Origin of the sequence: Wolbachia endosymbiont of Nasonia giraulti (assembly GCF_048054155.1) — a bacterium.
GTDB lineage: Bacteria > Pseudomonadota > Alphaproteobacteria > Rickettsiales > Anaplasmataceae > Wolbachia > Wolbachia pipientis_C.
Genome location: NZ_JAFEVH010000002.1, coordinates 1 through 16,232, shown reverse-complemented (window position 1 = coordinate 16,232; position 16,232 = coordinate 1). Strand labels below are relative to the sequence as shown.

Genomic DNA, 16,232 nt, shown 5'->3' with positions numbered 1-16,232 from the left:
TTAATATACTAACATTTTATTCAAGCTCAACTTTAGTTGCTCCTGCTTCAATAAGTTTTTGCTTTATTTTTTCTGCTTCGTCTTTAGAAACATTAGCAGTCAAATCTTTGGGTAAAGACTCAACTAATTCTTTCGCTTCTTTTAAATTCAATGTAGAATTAACTTCTCTAATAGCTTTAATCACTCCTATTTTTTTGCTTGCATCAATCTCTTTGATTACAACTTTATATTCAGCTTTTTCTTGAGCAACAGGAGCAGTAGCATTATCACTAATAGGCACCCCAGCACCAACAGCTCCACCAAGAAAAGAACCACTAGGCAACCCTATTTTTTCTTCTAGAACCTTTACAAGTTCAGAAGCCTCTAATAGATTTAAAGATAATATTTTATCAACCAAATCACTTGTTACATTATTCATACTTACCACCTTATTTAACAACAAATTTATTTTTTAGAACTACAGTAATCCAAAACTCTCATAAGCCTCATAGAAGATGAATTAATAGACAATGCTAACCTAGCAGGAATATCATAAGATATTAAACGCATAATTTTAACACGCAATTCATCCAAAGAGGGAAGCTTAGCCAATTTGTTAACATCTTCCACTGTTAACAATTCATTTATGTGAGCCGCACAAATCACAGACATTTTTTCTTTGTTAGCATTAATAAAATCAACTATTAACTTTGCAGCTTCTACTATAGCGCTAGAGTATATAATAGCAACAGAACCAGAAAATCTATCTGATAAATAAGAAAATTTACCAGTCCTTTCCAAAGCCAAGCAAGCTAGAGTATTTTTAACTACTAACATCCCACCCATTACAGATTTTAGACTATTCCTAAGAATTAATGAATTGCTAACATTCATAGACTTGAAATTTACCAATATTAAGAAATCATTATTTACAAACACATTCATTATGTTTTGTATAAATTCATCCTTATCTTTACGCTTCACAACTTCGCTCCCTTAAATTATATCTTCTACTTTGTTTATTTTATGAGCTTTACCCATAGTTGAATTTAAAAAAACGCTTTTAAAGTAAACTCCTTTCACAGAAGCAGGTTTATTGTCTCTAATTACTTTAAGAAAGGCTTTTAAATTTTCCAGCAAATCATCAATATCAAATTTAATACTTCCTAATTTACCATGAACAACCCCATTTTTATCCGTCCTGAATTTTATTTGACCAGACTTAATGGTTTTAGTAGCTTCCGCAATGTTAGAAGTCACAGTACCAAATTTAGGGTTAGGCATCAGCCCTTTAGCACCCAATACTTTTGCAATAGGAGTGATTTTTGCCATGAAATCAGGAGTAGTGATGCACCAATCAACATTCAACTTTCTACCTTTTTTTATCTCTTCAACTAAATCTTCTCCTCCTGTAATATCAGCACCAGCTTTTTCAGCTTCTAATAAATGTTTATCTTGAGCAAAAACAGCTACTTTAATATTCTTCCCGATACCTTTAGGCAAAACTACTGTACCACGCACCTGCTCTTCAGATTTACGTGAATCTACACCTAAATTGACTGCGATATCAACTGATTCATTAAATTTTGCTGAAGCAGACTCAACAATCTTCTCCAAACACTGCTTAGAATCATCATTATATGTACTCATTTACCTAACCTTCCACAACTTCTATACCCATAGATTTTGCAGTGCCTATAACCATCTTCACTGCTGAATCTTCATTATCCACTTTCATATCAACCATCTTACACTTTGCCACTTTAATGATAGCAGACATAGATAATTTAGCCACTAATTCTTTACCAGAATTACCAGAACCTTTACTTAATTTAGCTTCCTGCTTAAGCAAATAAGCCACAGGCGGACCGCTGACAGTAAAATCATGAGAGCGATCATCCTTTATGGAAATTCTCACCGTTACTAAATCACCTACTTTATAACTAGCGTTAGCAGCGCTAGTAGCTTTATTAAAAGCTTCACAAAATTTAGGAACAGGTATACCACGCGGGCCAAGTACTGAAGCAATTTTCGGTCCTGGAACTGCTTTCCCAGCTTCCATAAGTAAGTTAATCTTAGCAACTATATTACTCATAATTAATCCTCTATTTTCTCTACTTGAGCCAAATCAAGCTCTATTATTGTTGGCTTACCTAAGATTGATACTTCAACATTAATAATTTTTTTCTCGTCATTTACCATATCTACCTTACCAGTAAAATTTTGAAAAAGACCATCATTAATTTTTACTTTTTCACCTTTCTCATAACCATAACTCAACTTTTTCGTTTCTTGAGCATTGTAAAGCGCACTACACATTAAGCGAATCTCATTATCCTCAATCACCTTTGGAACATTACCATTTTTCAAAAATCCATAAACCTTAAGAGATTTTGGTATATTATTAATAAAATTTAATACCTCATCGCATAAATTCATGTATAAAAAGACATAACCAGGAAAGGACTTCCTTCGTTTAGCATTTTTCTTAGATTTTAAATCCATCTCACTTAATTCTTCACAAGGAATAAAAACCCTATTAAAATAATTATTAATATTCAATCTCATAGAATTTTCTAATATATATTGGCGCACTTTCTCTTCATAATTAGAGGCAACTCTTAAAATGTACCACTTATATCTATTAAATTCCTTACGTTTTAAAATTACCTCATCATCTGAAATCATCTCAAAATGACCAGACTCATCACCACAAAACCCAGTCATTTGATTCAAAATATTTTTGCTTTCATCACACAGATGCATACATATATATACTTCACATAACTCTTTTATATCAGATTTTACATCACATACTGTCTGATAAGGAATAAACACCTCCTTAAAGTAAACAGTATTGGTTGCCAACTCGCATATATCCTTCTCATACCCGTAATCGACTTTAATGATATACCATTTATACTTATATTCCATAAATAATTCCAAATAAAGTCTTAATTATGTAAAGAGACATAAAATCTACGAAGCAAAAGAAAATCGAAAAGCATAATATAACAGTTATTACAATAAACAAAGATGACAATACCTGCTGTTTTTTTATCCAAGCAATTCTCCTTATTTCTTGCTTTATATCGCAAAAAAAAACATACAGGTTTTTTAACATTTCTACCATAATATTAACGCAGGAGCGATAGGAATTGAACCTACAACCTCTGGTTTTGGAGACCAGCGCTCTACCAATTGAGCTACACTCCTATAATTCAAAGGGTTTACTCTAAAATTTCCGAAACAACGCCAGAACCAACAGTTCTACCACCTTCTCTTATCGCAAAACGCAATCCTTTATCCATTGCTATTGGTACTTGCAACTCCACTTCTATACTTACATTGTCCCCTGGCATTACCATCTCCTTTCCATCTAGCAATTTTATGCTCCCAGTTACATCCGTTGTCCTTAAATAAAACTGTGGCTGATAATTTCCAAAAAATGGTGTATGCCTTCCTCCTTCTTCTTTCTTCAATATATACACCTCCGCATTAAATTTCTTATGCGGGGTTATTGTCCCTGGTTTTGCCAATACTTGCCCTCTCTCCACTTCTTCTCTCTTTGTTCCTCTTAGTAGTATTCCTACATTGAGTCCTGCACTTCCCTTATCTAGCAACTTCTTAAACATCTCAACACCAGTACATATCGTCTTTTGCGTCGCTTTCAGACCTATTATCTCTATCTCATCCCCTGTCTTTATCTCCCCCTTCTCTATTCTTCCTGTTACTACCGTCCCTCGGCCCGATATTGAAAATACATCTTCTATTGGCAACAAAAACGGCAAATCTATAGGCCTTGGAGGTACTGCCACATACTCATCTAACTTCTCCATCAATTTATCTATTGATTTCTTTCCATACTCACTACTATCATCCTCTAATGCTTTTAACGCAGACCCAACTATCATAGGCACTTCATCACCTGGAAATCCATACTTACTCAGCAGCTCTCTCACTTCCATTTCTACCAAATCTATCATATCAACATCAGCAACATCAGCTTTATTTATATATACCACGATATATCCAACACCCACCTGTTTTGCCAGCAATATATGCTCTCTCGTTTGTGGCATCGGCCCATCAACCCCTGACACTACCAATATCGCTGCATCCATCTGTGCTGCACCTACTATCATATTCTTTACATAATCAGCATGTCCAGGGCAATCAACGTGTGCATAGTGTCTCTTTTCTGTTTGATACTCAACATGCGCTGTTGCTATTGTTATCCCTCTCTTTCTTTCTTCTGGCGCTTTATCTATTTGATCATATGCTACAAAATTACCATAATGCTTTGTTATCGCCGCTGTTAACGTTGTCTTCCCATGATCCACATGTCCTATCGTTCCCACGTTTACATGCGGCTTTCCAAATGCTTCTACTATCGCTGTCATAATTACTAACCTTTAATTATACTTTAACTTTAACTCATCAACCACATATTGTGGCACTTGTTCATAACAAGAAAAATGCATACTATACTGAGCTCTTCCCTGAGATATAGAACGCAAAACATTTATATAACCAAACATATTTGCAAGAGGAACCGAAGCAGTAATTATTTTGCTATTATTACCTAAATCCAGCATATCAACAACACTGCCTCTTCTACCATTTATATCACCCATAACATCACCCATATATTCTTCAGGAGTAATGATTTCCACTTTCATTATAGGTTCTAGCATTTTTGGACCAGCTTTATTTGCCATTTCCTTAAAAGCACCTTTAGCAGCAAGTTCAAAAGCCAAAGGACTAGAATCAACATCATGAAAAGCACCATCAAGAAGAGTAGCCTTAAAATCAATCAATGGAAAGCCAGAAATTATACCACCTTCTTTTATCAACTCTAAGCCATTTTGCACTCCAGGTATATACTCTTTTGGAATAGCACCGCCTACAATTTTACTTTCAAACTGAAAGCCAAAACCAGGCTCAAGAGGTTCGAATTTTATTTTAACTTTAGCAAACTGACCAGCACCACCTGATTGTTTTTTATGAGTGTAATCAATTTCAACAGATTTAGTGATAGTTTCACGATATGCAACTTGAGGCGCACCAACGTTAGCTTCAACATTAAACTCGCGCTTCATTCTATCAATAATAATCTCAAGATGCAGCTCACCCATACCTTTCAATATAGTCTGCCCACTCTCCGCATTTACTGACATCCTCAAAGAAGGATCTTCTGCAACTAATCTATTCAAAGCAACACCTAATTTTTCCTGATCTGAGGTAGTTTTCGGTTCTATAGCAGTTTCAATAACAGGATCAGGAAATTCCATACGCTCTAATAGTATAGGAAAATCAGATGAACACAAAGTATCACCAGTAATTGTTTTCTTTAATCCAACTAAGGCAACTATATCACCAACTTTAGCTTCGTTTATATCTTCTCTGTTATTTGCATGCATAAGTAACATTCTACCAATTCCTTCAGTCTCATTCTTTCCAGCATTTAACACAGCAGATTTAGATTTTAACTTACCGGAATAAATACGAATAAACGTCAAGCTACCTACAAATTTATCCGTCATCACTTTAAACGCAAGAGCAACGAATTTCTCTTTTTCTGAAGGTTTGATCTCAATTTTCTTTTCTGAATCTTTAGGATCAGTTCCAATAATTACATCAACATCAATAGGAGAGGGTAAAAAATCAACCACACCATCTAAAAGTGATTGCACGCCTTTGTTTTTAAAAGCTGACCCACATAATACAGGGACAAATTTTCCTTTAATGGTCCCTCTTCTCACACACTTTTTCAATAAATCAGTTGGCAGATCGTTAGATTCAAAGTAAGTATTTATCGCCTCATCATCCATTTCAGCTGCAGCATCTAATAAAAGATTTCGATACTCTTGAGCCTTATCAAGCAAATCAGAAGGAATATCTTCATAAGAAAATTTAGCGCCTAATGTTTCTTCTTGCCATATAATAGCTTTCATAGAAATAAGATCGATTATGCCTTTAAAATCTTTCTCACTTCCTATTGGCAACTGAATAACTAAAGGTGATGCGCCAAGCTTCGTTTTTATCATATCGACACATCGATAAAAATTTGCTCCTATTCTATCCATTTTATTAACAAAGCAGATACGAGGAACGGTATATTTATCAGCTTGACGCCAAACCGTCTCAGACTGAGGCTCAACTCCAGCAACTCCATCAAATACAGCAACTGCACCATCCAAAATCCTCAAAGATCTCTCAACCTCAATAGTGAAATCAACATGACCAGGAGTATCTATTATATTAATCCTATGATCATTCCAAAAACATGTTGTTGCAGCAGAGGTAATTGTAATGCCACGCTCCTTCTCTTGCTCCATCCAATCCATAGAAGCCGCACCATCGTGCACTTCACCAATCCTATTTTGTTTACCAGTATAAAATAAAATACGCTCTGTTGTGGTGGTCTTGCCAGCATCTATATGAGCCATTATTCCTATATTTCTATACCTAGATATTAAAACTTCCATACCACAATCAATCAGCTAATATTAAAAACGAAGATGAGAAAATGCCTTATTAGCTTCAGCCATTTTATACTTTTCTTCACACATCTTAAATGCACCACCACATTTATTATAAGCATCTAATATTTCAGACTGCAAACAATAAACAGTAGTTCTACCACTCTTTTTTCGAGCAGCAGAAGTTGCTCTAGCAATCCACCTTAATGCCAAAGAAATTGCTCTATCTTGACGAATTTCAACAGGGACTTGATAAGTTGCACCACCAATACGCCGAGAGCGTACTTCTATAGAAGGGGTAACATTTTCTACTGCTGTTTCAAAAATTGATAAGGCATCTTTGCCTATTTTCTTTTCAGCTAAGGACAAAGCACCATAAGCAATCTTTTCTGCAATAGATTTTTTACCACATTTCATAATTATATTAATAAAACGCATAAGCAAGACACTACCATAACGAGAGTCAGGGCTTGTTCTTTTTTTTGCTTTATTACGACGTGCCATAAATTTTAACCAGATTTCTTTACACCATATTTTGAACGGGCTTTCTTTCGATTTTGCACACCACGTAGATCAAGAGCACCTCTTATTATGTGATAACGTACACCCGGCAAATCCTTAACTCGCCCACCACGTACTAAAACAACGGAATGCTCTTGTAAATTATGACCTTCGCCAGGTATATAAGCCGTCACTTCACCGTATCCACTAATCTTTACTCTAGCTACCTTACGTAGTGCTGAATTAGGCTTTCTAGGAGTTGTAGTATATACCTTAGTGCAAACACCCCTTCTTTGAGGATTGCATTTTCCCAAAGCTGGCACCTTCTTCTTGCGAGTTAACCCTGATCTACCCTTACATATTAATTGATTTATCGTAGGCATATACTGTAAATTTAAAACTCTGAAAATAACTAAGTCTTAGTTATAAAATAATAAACCTCAATAGTCAATATAAAAATAAACATTACTACTCTAATAATCTCAACCTAATTGCTTTGAAAGCTACTGATAATTATATGCTAAAGCGCATATTGGTTTTAATATTAAGAAATTATCACTTGCTGTGGTCGAATTAATATAGATATGGAACAAGTAATATACTGTGATGGCTATCAAAGAATATGCAGAAAATAATCCTTATAATAGAGCCAAGAGTTTCTAACATTAATGCAAAAATACTAACCGAATTACCAGTAAAGCCAGATGATTTTTACAATCCTACTCTTGACACTTAGATTTAATGCAGCTACCCTAAGTTCAAAATTCTATACTCAATTTTGCTGTTCTTGCATACAAGGAACACGTTTTTAGAATAATGAAAACAATCAGCGCTTTAATTAAAGAAGGGTCAAAGCTACTATCATCACATAGAATTGAATCACCACATTTGGATTGTGAAATCATCATGCAGTACGTACTTGGAGTAGAAAGATCATTCACAATCATGAATCACACCAATCAGGTACCAAGAAACAAAGAGCTTCTATTCTGGAAATTAACAAAAAAAAGAGCAGAAAGATATCCAATATCGCAAATAATAGGTAATCGTGAATTCTGGAGTAAAAATTTTATAGTTAACCAACATGTTCTAGATCCAAGACCAGATAGTGAGACAGTAATTTCAACAGTGTTAAAATATTACCAAAATAAGAAGCAAAAAATAAAAATTGCAGATTTTGGCACAGGCACAGGCTGTTTGTTGATCTCCATACTTAGTGAGTATGAATATGCTATTGGAGTTGGTTTTGAAAAAAGCCTGGAAGCATACAAAATTACCTGCCAGAACACAAAGAAACATAATCTTCTCAACAGAGCTAAAATATTTCCAAATTCGTGGACAGAATGTAGAGATTTATTTGATCTCATAATAAGCAATCCTCCATATATTAAAAGAAGTAAGTTAAAAAATCTGCAAGCTGAAGTGCAAAAAGAGCCAAGAATTGCTCTTGATGGTGGTATCGATGGATTGAGCTGTTACCTGAGTATTTTTCCAATATTGAAAAAGTGCCTTAAAAAAGATGGGTTTGCGATACTGGAAATAGGCGAAGATCAAAGCAATATTGACAAAATAATACCCTTATATGGACTGGCTTTTCAGGAATACGTATACGACTTGGCTGGAATGAAAAGATGCATTGTTGTAAAGCAAGATAAAGAACATGACTAGTAGAACGCTAGCTTTCTAAGAACCTGTTCATAATCTCAAGAAAGGCATAAAGTAAGAAAGAGTGTATAAATTAGGACATATGAGGAGTGTATACCCAAGTGACATAAGTCGAGAGAAGTTTGAGATTATTTCACCAGATCTGGAGTCTTGTGGAAAAAACAAAACCAAGAAAACTTGATTTGTATGATATATTTTGCGGAGTGTTGTACGCCCTAAAAAGTGGTTATCAGTGGAGGATGCTACCAAAAGGGTTTCCCAAAACGGCGCAATTGTTATGATTATTTCAAAAATGGAGTGAAAAAGTAAAAGGAAATAAAAAAAAGTATTTTGGAGTGCATGTTAAAAAAAATAGTTAGTGTGGTCCGACAAAACAATGTTTGGAAAGAAAAAACAGCTTTTGCATAATTGACGCTCAGAGTGTAAAGAACGCAGACACTGATGAAGAAAAAGGCTATGACGCTGGTAAAAAAATCTCAGGAATAAAACGCCATATCGCACAAGATATAGATGTTTGCTATTTATTCTTAAGCTTATTTAAATAGCATTTTACTTTTTTTAGTATGCAGAGATTTTCTAGAAATTATTCTATTGAATTCTATGATATTATTTTTTGTAGCATTGTTATACATACCATAAGAGTGAACTGACGAAATTTGTAAAGTAGCTTTATGGCTTAGCTACATGATACTAACACTCAAGTAAATTTTCATCAATGACGCAATTTGCTATGTCTATATCTCACATAACTTACAACTTGCTTTACTCCTTTTACTTTTCTTGCAATTGCTATTACAGCTTTTAATTCTGCCTTATTTTGAGCTATGCCCATCAAATAAACGACTCTATCAACTGTATTAACGCTATAATTAATTGATTTAATATTTCTTTTTCCCAAAAGCCTTGTGCTTATCTCTGCTGTTATCATACCATCTACAGTAACATCTAGCATAGAAGCCATTTTAATTGGTGTGACTCTTATTTCATTTATCACTTCTTTAATTTCTTTTTGCTGCCAAGCTATTTTCTCTGCTGTGAGTTGCTTTTCATGATTATCAACATTTCCAATGAGTAATACTCTTCCTTCACTCACTTTAACTTTTATAGATGAGAACAGTCCGTGTTTTAAGAGTCCCTTATTGATTCTTATTACTATAGTTGTATCATCAATAATGTTTCCCAAGGATTTATCTTGCATTGTTATTGCTGTAGCCGCTGCAGTTGCTGTTAACACTATACCACTTACAAGAGTCGTACAGCCACTCTGTGTAATCAGAAAAATTGCGAGTAAGAAGCTTGCTATTAATCTCATTATTAATTTCCAGAGTTTAGAGCCTTAATTAAAGAATATTAATAAGCTTTTTTTATTGTGTAAATACTATAAATTGAATAAGCCTTGAATATTTCTAAGACAGTACTTATCTTAATAGTGTTAGTTAAAGTAATTCGGGCTTAGATTCATAGTGGAGTTAACCAGTATTATAAGTTCAGTCTGTGGTACTAAAATCTAATCTTTAAATTGCATAAGATGACAGAAGTGGTTATCTATAAGTTAATGAGGGGCTCTTGCGGATATGGCGAAATTGGTAGACGCGCCAGGTTTAGGTCCTGGTGAGCTTGCTCGTGGGGGTTCAAGTCCCTCTATCCGCACTTAAAGTCATGTAACTCAGGTTTTAAGAGAAAATTTATAATCACTAAGTACACTTTTGTTTGTATAAGAACCTGTTCTTAAGGATTGTATTTAACTTAAATTCTGATAAAATGGCTTTATTAAAACATAAATAAAATATTGATAACAGGTTGTAATGTCTAGTAATATACCTCAAAATGCAGTCGAAGCAGATACATTAAGTAATATATATACCTATAAGGAACTTAGTGTAGATAAACTAAAGTATGAGTATGAAATCACAGTTAGTAGTGATTATATAGAACAAAAGATAAACTCTAGATTACAAGAAATAGCGAAGAATGCAAGATTGCCTGGATTTAGATCAGGAAAGATGCCTTACGATCTTGTTGTTACAAATTATAAAAACGAAGCTTTGGAATATGTGATAAACGATACGATTGACTATTGCTCAAGTGATTTAATGAAAAAAATCGAAGTTAAGTCTCACATCCATCCTAAGGTTGATATTATGTCATTACCAAACCTGGATAAAAAGGATGAAAAAGGTGACTTTCTGTACAAATTATCTTTTGAATCGATGCCAAAAGTGCCAGTAATAGATCTTGATAAAATAAATTTGAAGAAAGTTAAGGCAAAAATCAAAGAGGGAGACATAAAAGAATTTATTGATTCTATAAAAACAAAATTTCCTAACTTTGTCTCTGTTGATGATGCTTCTTATCAAGCAAAAAACGAGGATAAACTGATAATTGACTTTGAAGGGCGAATTAGAAATAAGCTCTTTCAAGGTGGAAGTGGCAAAAATTTTACTGTTAATTTAGGATCTGGAACATTTATAAATGGTTTTGAAGATCAATTAATTGGCATGAAAAAAGGGGAAACAAAAAGCTTTAAGTTGAGATTTCCTGAAGATTACCAGGTAATTTCCCTTGCGGGGCAGGAGGCTGCTTTTTCTGTTCGAGTTAATGATATTCAGATTGCCAAAGATTTGCAAAGTGATAATGAAATAGCTAGGAGAATTGGTTTTGAAGATCATTCTTCGCTAATAAATCATGTAAAAGAAGTAATTGATAATCAGTGTAAAGAAATGGAAGATCTCTTAATTAAGAAAGAGCTATTTGATTGTTTGGATGCTAGTTATAGTTTTGATTTGCCTATAGAAGTAGTAAAACAGGAACAGCAGAGAGTGGAAAGAGAGTTGAATGCTCAAGGTGATTCTTGTAAAGAAGCTGAAAGACGTGTAAAGCTTGCAATGCTATTTATGGAGTTCAGTAAAGAACATGAAATATCATTAACTCAAAATGATGTTATGAACGTTATTGTAAATCAATATGTCAGTAAAGATGTATCATTTGAAAGAGTATTTAAACATTTTAAATCAGATAGACAATTTCAGGAATTAGTTAGAGGGCAAGCGCTTGAGTATAAAGTGACAGATTATATGATAGAAAAAGTTAGTAAAGAAGAACAGATTGTTTCTGTGAAAGAATTAAAGGAATTATTTGATAATATTTGATAGGAAAAGGTATGACTCTTATACCAATTGTAGTTGAACAAACTAGTCGCGGTGAGCGGGCTTATGACATATATTCAAGGCTAGTAAAAGAAAGAATAATTTTCGTAACTGGCCCTATTGAAGACAACATGGCCAGCGTAATAGTAGCACAGCTTTTATTTTTAGAATCGGAAAATCCCGATAAAGACATTTGTATGTATATTAACTCACCAGGTGGTGTTGTAACTGCTGGTTTGTCGATCTACGATACAATGCAGTATATAAATCCAGACGTTTCAACTTTGTGTATAGGTCAAGCTGCATCTATGGGTTCTTTGTTGCTTACAGCTGGTGCGGAGGGTAAACGTTACTCGCTACCTCATTCAAGAATTATGATACATCAGCCATCTGGTGGTTATCGAGGTCAAGCAACTGACATAGAGATACATGCTAATGAAATTTTGCGAGTTAAGAAAAAACTAAATCAAATTTATGAAAAACATACTGGAAATTCACTAAAGAAAATTGAAGGAATGATGGAAAGAGATAAATTCATGGGTCCTGAAGAAGCAATGAAAATTGGCTTAATTGACAGAGTAATAGCTGAGCGTAAAGATATGAAGATTGAAAATATTAAAGTTAAACAAAAGGTAGTTTAATGGATAACAATAATGATTTACACTACTGTTCTTTTTGTAACAAGGCACAAAACGAAGTAGATAAATTGATTACTAACTCTTCAGATGGTTTAAAGGTGTTCATTTGTAATGAATGCATAGAGTTATCCCATAAAGCAATAAGTCAAAAGAAAGAGAGGGCTTTTAATTCGGATCGTATATCTGATATGAAGCTATCAATAAAGAAACCCGAAGATATAAAAAATTTTCTTAGCAAGCATGTTGTAGGTCAGGAACATGCGCAACATGTTTTATCTGTAGCTATGTATAATCATTGTCAATCCATGGTGCAACTTCATTCTATAAGTGATGTTGAAATCGAGAAGTCAAATATAATGCTTATTGGCCCTACGGGTTCTGGTAAGACTTTGCTAGCAAAAACACTTGCCAAAGTTTCAGATGTACCATTTGCTATGGCTGATGCAACAACTTTGACTGAAGCAGGTTATGTAGGTGATGATGTAGAAAGCGTGTTATCACGTCTATTACAAGCTGCAAATTATGATGTTGCAAAGGCGCAGCATGGTATAGTGTTTATCGATGAAATAGACAAGATCACAAGAAAGTCTGAAAGCGCTTCAATAACCCGTGATGTTTCAGGTGAAGGGGTCCAACAAGCTCTACTAAAAATCATGGAAGGTACGGTTGCTTATGTTCCTCCACAAGGAGGGCGAAAACACCCGCAACAAGAGTTTATACAAGTAGACACTAGTAACATACTATTTATTTGTGGAGGAGCTTTTGAAGGCCTAAATAAAATTATTGAGGCAAGAAAAAAGGGAACATCAGTTGGCTTTGGAGCGGATATAAGTCAGTCTAAAGCACAAAAGGAAAAAAATGCTTTACGCGATGCTCAACCTGAGGACTTAATCAAATTCGGTTTAATACCCGAATTTGTAGGACGGGTTCCGATAATTGCTGTTTTAGATGAGCTGAATCATGAGGATTTAATACATGTGTTAACGGAACCAAGAAATGCGCTAATAAAACAATATAAAGCATTACTTGCATTTAACAAAGTAACCCTTGAGTTTTCAGATGAAGCAATATCAGCTATTGCTAAAAAAGCTATGAGCTATAAAATAGGCGCAAGAATATTACGTACTATCTTAGGGTCACTTTTGCTTGATGTTATGTATATATCCGGCAACGGAGGTTTTGAAGGTAGCACTATAACGGTTACTAAGAAAATGGTAGAATTAGGCAAAGCAACGATTAATCATAATAATAAGGGTAGTGTTATAACGGTTAATGATTAATTTGAGGCATATATTATGAGTATTGGACGTGCTATAAACTTTAATTCTACTGTGTTACCAGTATTACCTCTAAGAGATGTAGTAATTTTTCCAAATATAATGTTGCCTTTATTCGTAGGTAGAGAAAAATCTGTTCATGCACTAGAGTATGCAATAAGTAGCAGTAGTCACCAAAACGAGATTTTTCTCATAGCACAAAAAGATGGTTCTATTGATAATCCAGAGCCAGAGAATCTTTATGAAGTAGGCGTGTTAGCAAATATTATACAACCATTAATAAAACTGCCTGACAATGCAATAAAAGTCATGATTCATGGGGTAAGAAGGGGAAGAGTTATAGAATATATTAGCTCTCACACTTTGTTACAGGCCAGAGTAGAGTTGGATGGTCATTATGAGTATGGAGAAAATGAAGATAATATTGATTTAGAAGCTTTAAGGCGTTCTGTTATAGATGCATTCGACAATTGGTGTAAACTAAGCAAGAAAAGTCGACCCGAGATTATTGTTGACCCCATTGATCAAGTTAAAGAGGTTAATCAAATTGTAGATATGATAGCTTCGCACTTAAATATAAAGGTATCAGATAAGCAAAACATACTTGAAGTTTATAACCCAAAAGAGCGTTTAAAAAAAGTTTTTGTTCTTATTGAGAGAGAAATAAGTATTTTGAGTGCACAAAACCGCTTGTATAAGACAATTAAATCACAGGTTGAAAGTACTCAAAAAGTTTACTACCTTAATGAGCAATTAAAAGCTATACAGAAAGAATTAGGTGAGTTTGAAAATGGAGATGAAGGGAATATACTCAATGAATTTGAAAAAAAGATAAATGAAACAAAGCTTTCTGAGGAAGCAAAAGAGAAAGCCATAACTGACTTAAAGAGATATAAGAAAATGAATCCCATTTCTCCTGAAGCAACAGTTATATCTAGTTACTTGCATTGGTTGCTTGATTTGCCATGGGGAAAGTACAAAGATGCAAAAATTAACTTAAATGCGGCTAAAAAAATCTTAGATGAAAATCATCATGGCATAGAGAAAGTAAAAGATAGAATAATAGAATTTTTAGCAGTATTAAAGAGAGTAAAAGAGATAAAGGGTCCTATACTTTGCTTAGTTGGACCACCTGGTGTTGGTAAAACTTCTTTAGCTAAGTCTATGGCAAAAGCAGTAGGGAGAGATTTTGTTCGCATATCCCTTGGTGGTATACATGATGAATCTGAAATACGAGGACACAGAAAAACTTATATTGGCTCAATGCCTGGTAAAATCATTCAACACATGAAAAAAGCTAATTCATGCAACCCGCTTTTCCTGCTTGATGAAATAGATAAGATGGGTTCTGATTCGCGTGGTGATCCTGCATCTGCATTACTTGAGGTTTTGGATACTGAGCACAATAAACATTTTACAGATCATTACTTGGAAGTTGAGTTTGATCTTTCAAGTGTAATGTTTGTAGCCACAGCAAATAGCTTAAATTTACCGCATCCTTTGCGTGATAGGATGGAAATTATACAATTATCTGGCTATACCGAAGACGAGAAGATCAGTATTGCTACACATCACCTTATTCCAAAATTAAAAAAAGAGCATGGTTTGCATCAGAAGGAGTGGGAAATAAGCAATGAAGCATTATACGAGTTGATACGTTTATATACACGTGAAAGCGGCGTGCGAAGCATGGAAAGGGAACTTGCAAAACTCATGAGAAAAGCAGTTAAAGCAATATTAACTGATAAAAATAAGAAAATATCCGTAGAGGTTGGTAATTTACAAGATTATCTAGGGGTACGTAAGTATACCTTTGGCATTGCAGAAAATGAGAGTTTGGTAGGGATAGTAACTGGTCTTGCCTATACTGAAACAGGTGGTGATATTTTGATGATAGAGTCAGTCCTAATTCCTGGTAAGGGGGAGATAAAATATACAGGAAAGCTTGGAGAAGTTATGCAAGAGTCTATAAGAGCTGCGTATAGTTATGTGCGATCAAATTGTTTATTTTTCGGTATAAAGCCCGAAAAATTCCAAAATAATGATATACATTTGCATGTACCTGAAGGTGCTGTGCCAAAAGATGGCCCTTCTGCTGGCAGCGCGGTATGTACGTCTATTGTTTCTCTTATGACGAATATACCAGTTAACAAAAATGTTGCTATGACAGGCGAAGTGACATTGCGTGGTAGAGTTTTAGCTATTGGGGGCTTAAGAGAAAAATTGCTTGCAGCGCTCAGAGGATCAATCAAAACTGTGATTATACCAAGTGAAAATGAGAAAGATATGCAAGAGATTCCCGCAAATATTAAAAAAGGGATCAACGTAATTTTTGCTAAGAATATTGATGAAGTTATAAAAATTGCTTTAACTCGCCCTATTACTTCAATTGATGGTGATAATCAAAATAGTCTACCTTCCTCTATAGAAAATAAAGATAGTACCTTCTCTGCGTTAGAAACATTAAAGCACTAAATTGAAAAGGTTTATGCAATTTTCGGGAACGTTCAAAAAAGTGTGTCAAACCGAAAAAAAAGTAAT

The 16,232-nt window shown here is 34.3% G+C and carries 16 protein-coding genes, 2 tRNA genes and 1 pseudogene; 7 read left to right on the top strand and 12 right to left on the bottom strand.

What is annotated here, in order from left to right; translation table 11 throughout:
* Nucleotides 1-16: 16 nt before the first annotated feature.
* From rplL to rpsL, 11 genes are all read right to left on the bottom strand, one after another.
* Entirely contained in the window at nucleotides 17-418 is a 402-nt protein-coding gene (rplL, locus tag JR312_RS00520; RefSeq protein WP_264719581.1) for a 50S ribosomal protein L7/L12, read from the bottom strand.
* A 26-nt stretch (nucleotides 419-444) separates the two neighbouring features.
* The gene (gene rplJ / locus JR312_RS00515) at nucleotides 445-963 is read right to left on the bottom strand and encodes a 50S ribosomal protein L10 (protein WP_416647457.1); all 519 of its coding nucleotides are present in this window, start codon (nucleotides 961-963) and stop codon (nucleotides 445-447) included.
* A 12-nt stretch (nucleotides 964-975) separates the two neighbouring features.
* Nucleotides 976-1,629, bottom strand: coding sequence for a 50S ribosomal protein L1 (gene rplA / locus JR312_RS00510; protein ID WP_416647456.1), 654 nt, complete (start codon nucleotides 1,627-1,629; stop codon nucleotides 976-978).
* Nucleotides 1,630-1,633: 4 nt separating this feature from the next.
* On the bottom strand, nucleotides 1,634-2,074 hold the full coding sequence (locus tag JR312_RS00505; RefSeq protein WP_143689749.1) for a 50S ribosomal protein L11: 441 nt from the start codon (nucleotides 2,072-2,074) through the stop codon (nucleotides 1,634-1,636).
* Between the two features lie 2 nt (nucleotides 2,075-2,076).
* Nucleotides 2,077-2,913, bottom strand: a complete 837-nt coding sequence (gene nusG, locus JR312_RS00500; protein ID WP_319606769.1) for a transcription termination/antitermination protein NusG — start codon at nucleotides 2,911-2,913, stop codon at nucleotides 2,077-2,079.
* Nucleotides 2,903-3,103 carry a preprotein translocase subunit SecE gene (secE, locus tag JR312_RS00495; RefSeq protein ID WP_264331333.1) on the bottom strand — a complete coding sequence of 67 codons (201 nt, stop codon included), beginning with the start codon at nucleotides 3,101-3,103 and terminating at the stop codon, nucleotides 2,903-2,905. Before secE ends, nusG begins: the two co-directional genes overlap by 11 nt.
* A gap of 19 nt (nucleotides 3,104-3,122) precedes the next feature.
* A tRNA-Trp gene (locus JR312_RS00490) sits at nucleotides 3,123-3,195 on the bottom strand.
* A 14-nt stretch (nucleotides 3,196-3,209) separates the two neighbouring features.
* Entirely contained in the window at nucleotides 3,210-4,382 is a 1,173-nt protein-coding gene (gene tuf, locus JR312_RS00485) for an elongation factor Tu (RefSeq protein WP_416647432.1), read from the bottom strand.
* A gap of 12 nt (nucleotides 4,383-4,394) precedes the next feature.
* Entirely contained in the window at nucleotides 4,395-6,470 is a 2,076-nt protein-coding gene (gene fusA / locus JR312_RS00480; RefSeq protein ID WP_264331277.1) for an elongation factor G, read from the bottom strand.
* A 21-nt stretch (nucleotides 6,471-6,491) separates the two neighbouring features.
* On the bottom strand, nucleotides 6,492-6,968 hold the full coding sequence (gene rpsG / locus JR312_RS00475) for a 30S ribosomal protein S7 (RefSeq protein WP_416647455.1): 477 nt from the start codon (nucleotides 6,966-6,968) through the stop codon (nucleotides 6,492-6,494).
* Nucleotides 6,969-6,973: 5 nt separating this feature from the next.
* A complete protein-coding gene (gene rpsL, locus JR312_RS00470) occupies nucleotides 6,974-7,348 on the bottom strand; it encodes a 30S ribosomal protein S12 (protein WP_416647454.1) in 375 nt (124 codons plus the stop codon).
* Between the two features lie 433 nt (nucleotides 7,349-7,781).
* Here rpsL and prmC point away from each other — a divergent pair, with 433 nt between their 5' ends.
* On the top strand, nucleotides 7,782-8,633 hold the full coding sequence (gene prmC, locus JR312_RS00465) for a peptide chain release factor N(5)-glutamine methyltransferase (protein ID WP_019236648.1): 852 nt from the start codon (nucleotides 7,782-7,784) through the stop codon (nucleotides 8,631-8,633).
* A gap of 79 nt (nucleotides 8,634-8,712) precedes the next feature.
* Nucleotides 8,713-9,136 (top strand): annotated as a pseudogene (locus JR312_RS00460) (transposase); the annotation flags it as partial.
* Between the two features lie 206 nt (nucleotides 9,137-9,342).
* On the opposite strand, the gene JR312_RS00455 reads toward JR312_RS00460, so the two are convergent.
* On the bottom strand, nucleotides 9,343-9,942 hold the full coding sequence (locus tag JR312_RS00455) for a BON domain-containing protein (protein ID WP_264331275.1): 600 nt from the start codon (nucleotides 9,940-9,942) through the stop codon (nucleotides 9,343-9,345).
* A 256-nt stretch (nucleotides 9,943-10,198) separates the two neighbouring features.
* On the opposite strand from JR312_RS00455, the gene JR312_RS00450 reads away from it, so the two are divergent.
* The 5 genes from JR312_RS00450 (at nucleotide 10,199) to lon (ending at nucleotide 16,166) form a co-directional block, all read left to right on the top strand.
* A tRNA-Leu gene (locus JR312_RS00450) sits at nucleotides 10,199-10,280 on the top strand.
* Between the two features lie 155 nt (nucleotides 10,281-10,435).
* Nucleotides 10,436-11,779 carry a trigger factor gene (tig, locus tag JR312_RS00445; protein ID WP_416647453.1) on the top strand — a complete coding sequence of 448 codons (1,344 nt, stop codon included), beginning with the start codon at nucleotides 10,436-10,438 and terminating at the stop codon, nucleotides 11,777-11,779.
* Nucleotides 11,780-11,790: 11 nt separating this feature from the next.
* Complete coding sequence (gene clpP, locus JR312_RS00440) at nucleotides 11,791-12,417, top strand: ATP-dependent Clp endopeptidase proteolytic subunit ClpP (RefSeq protein ID WP_416647452.1); 627 nt, start codon at nucleotides 11,791-11,793, stop codon at nucleotides 12,415-12,417.
* Nucleotides 12,417-13,694, top strand: a complete 1,278-nt coding sequence (gene clpX, locus JR312_RS00435) for an ATP-dependent Clp protease ATP-binding subunit ClpX (protein WP_416647451.1) — start codon at nucleotides 12,417-12,419, stop codon at nucleotides 13,692-13,694. Before clpP ends, clpX begins: the two co-directional genes overlap by 1 nt.
* Before the next feature lie 15 nt (nucleotides 13,695-13,709).
* A complete protein-coding gene (lon, locus tag JR312_RS00430; protein ID WP_416647450.1) occupies nucleotides 13,710-16,166 on the top strand; it encodes an endopeptidase La in 2,457 nt (818 codons plus the stop codon).
* The last annotated feature ends 66 nt before the right edge of the window (nucleotides 16,167-16,232 follow it).

Excerpts from the sequence above, each read along its gene's own strand:
- secE (WP_264331333.1), bottom strand. The coding sequence starts at position 3,103 with ATGTTAAAAAACCTGTATGTTTTTTTTTGCGATATAAAGCAAGAAATA.
- clpP (WP_416647452.1), top strand. The coding sequence starts at position 11,791 with ATGACTCTTATACCAATTGTAGTTGAACAAACTAGTCGCGGTGAGCGG.
- clpX (WP_416647451.1), top strand. The coding sequence starts at position 12,417 with ATGGATAACAATAATGATTTACACTACTGTTCTTTTTGTAACAAGGCA.
- fusA (WP_264331277.1), bottom strand. The coding sequence starts at position 6,470 with ATGGAAGTTTTAATATCTAGGTATAGAAATATAGGAATAATGGCTCAT.
- lon (WP_416647450.1), top strand. The coding sequence starts at position 13,710 with ATGAGTATTGGACGTGCTATAAACTTTAATTCTACTGTGTTACCAGTA.
- rpsG (WP_416647455.1), bottom strand. The coding sequence starts at position 6,968 with ATGGCACGTCGTAATAAAGCAAAAAAAAGAACAAGCCCTGACTCTCGT.
- rplA (WP_416647456.1), bottom strand. The coding sequence starts at position 1,629 with ATGAGTACATATAATGATGATTCTAAGCAGTGTTTGGAGAAGATTGTT.
- tig (WP_416647453.1), top strand. The coding sequence starts at position 10,436 with ATGTCTAGTAATATACCTCAAAATGCAGTCGAAGCAGATACATTAAGT.
- nusG (WP_319606769.1), bottom strand. The coding sequence starts at position 2,913 with ATGGAATATAAGTATAAATGGTATATCATTAAAGTCGATTACGGGTAT.
- rplL (WP_264719581.1), bottom strand. The coding sequence starts at position 418 with ATGAATAATGTAACAAGTGATTTGGTTGATAAAATATTATCTTTAAAT.
- prmC (WP_019236648.1), top strand. The coding sequence starts at position 7,782 with ATGAAAACAATCAGCGCTTTAATTAAAGAAGGGTCAAAGCTACTATCA.
- rpsL (WP_416647454.1), bottom strand. The coding sequence starts at position 7,348 with ATGCCTACGATAAATCAATTAATATGTAAGGGTAGATCAGGGTTAACT.
- JR312_RS00505 (WP_143689749.1), bottom strand. The coding sequence starts at position 2,074 with ATGAGTAATATAGTTGCTAAGATTAACTTACTTATGGAAGCTGGGAAA.
- tuf (WP_416647432.1), bottom strand. The coding sequence starts at position 4,382 with ATGACAGCGATAGTAGAAGCATTTGGAAAGCCGCATGTAAACGTGGGA.
- JR312_RS00455 (WP_264331275.1), bottom strand. The coding sequence starts at position 9,942 with ATGAGATTAATAGCAAGCTTCTTACTCGCAATTTTTCTGATTACACAG.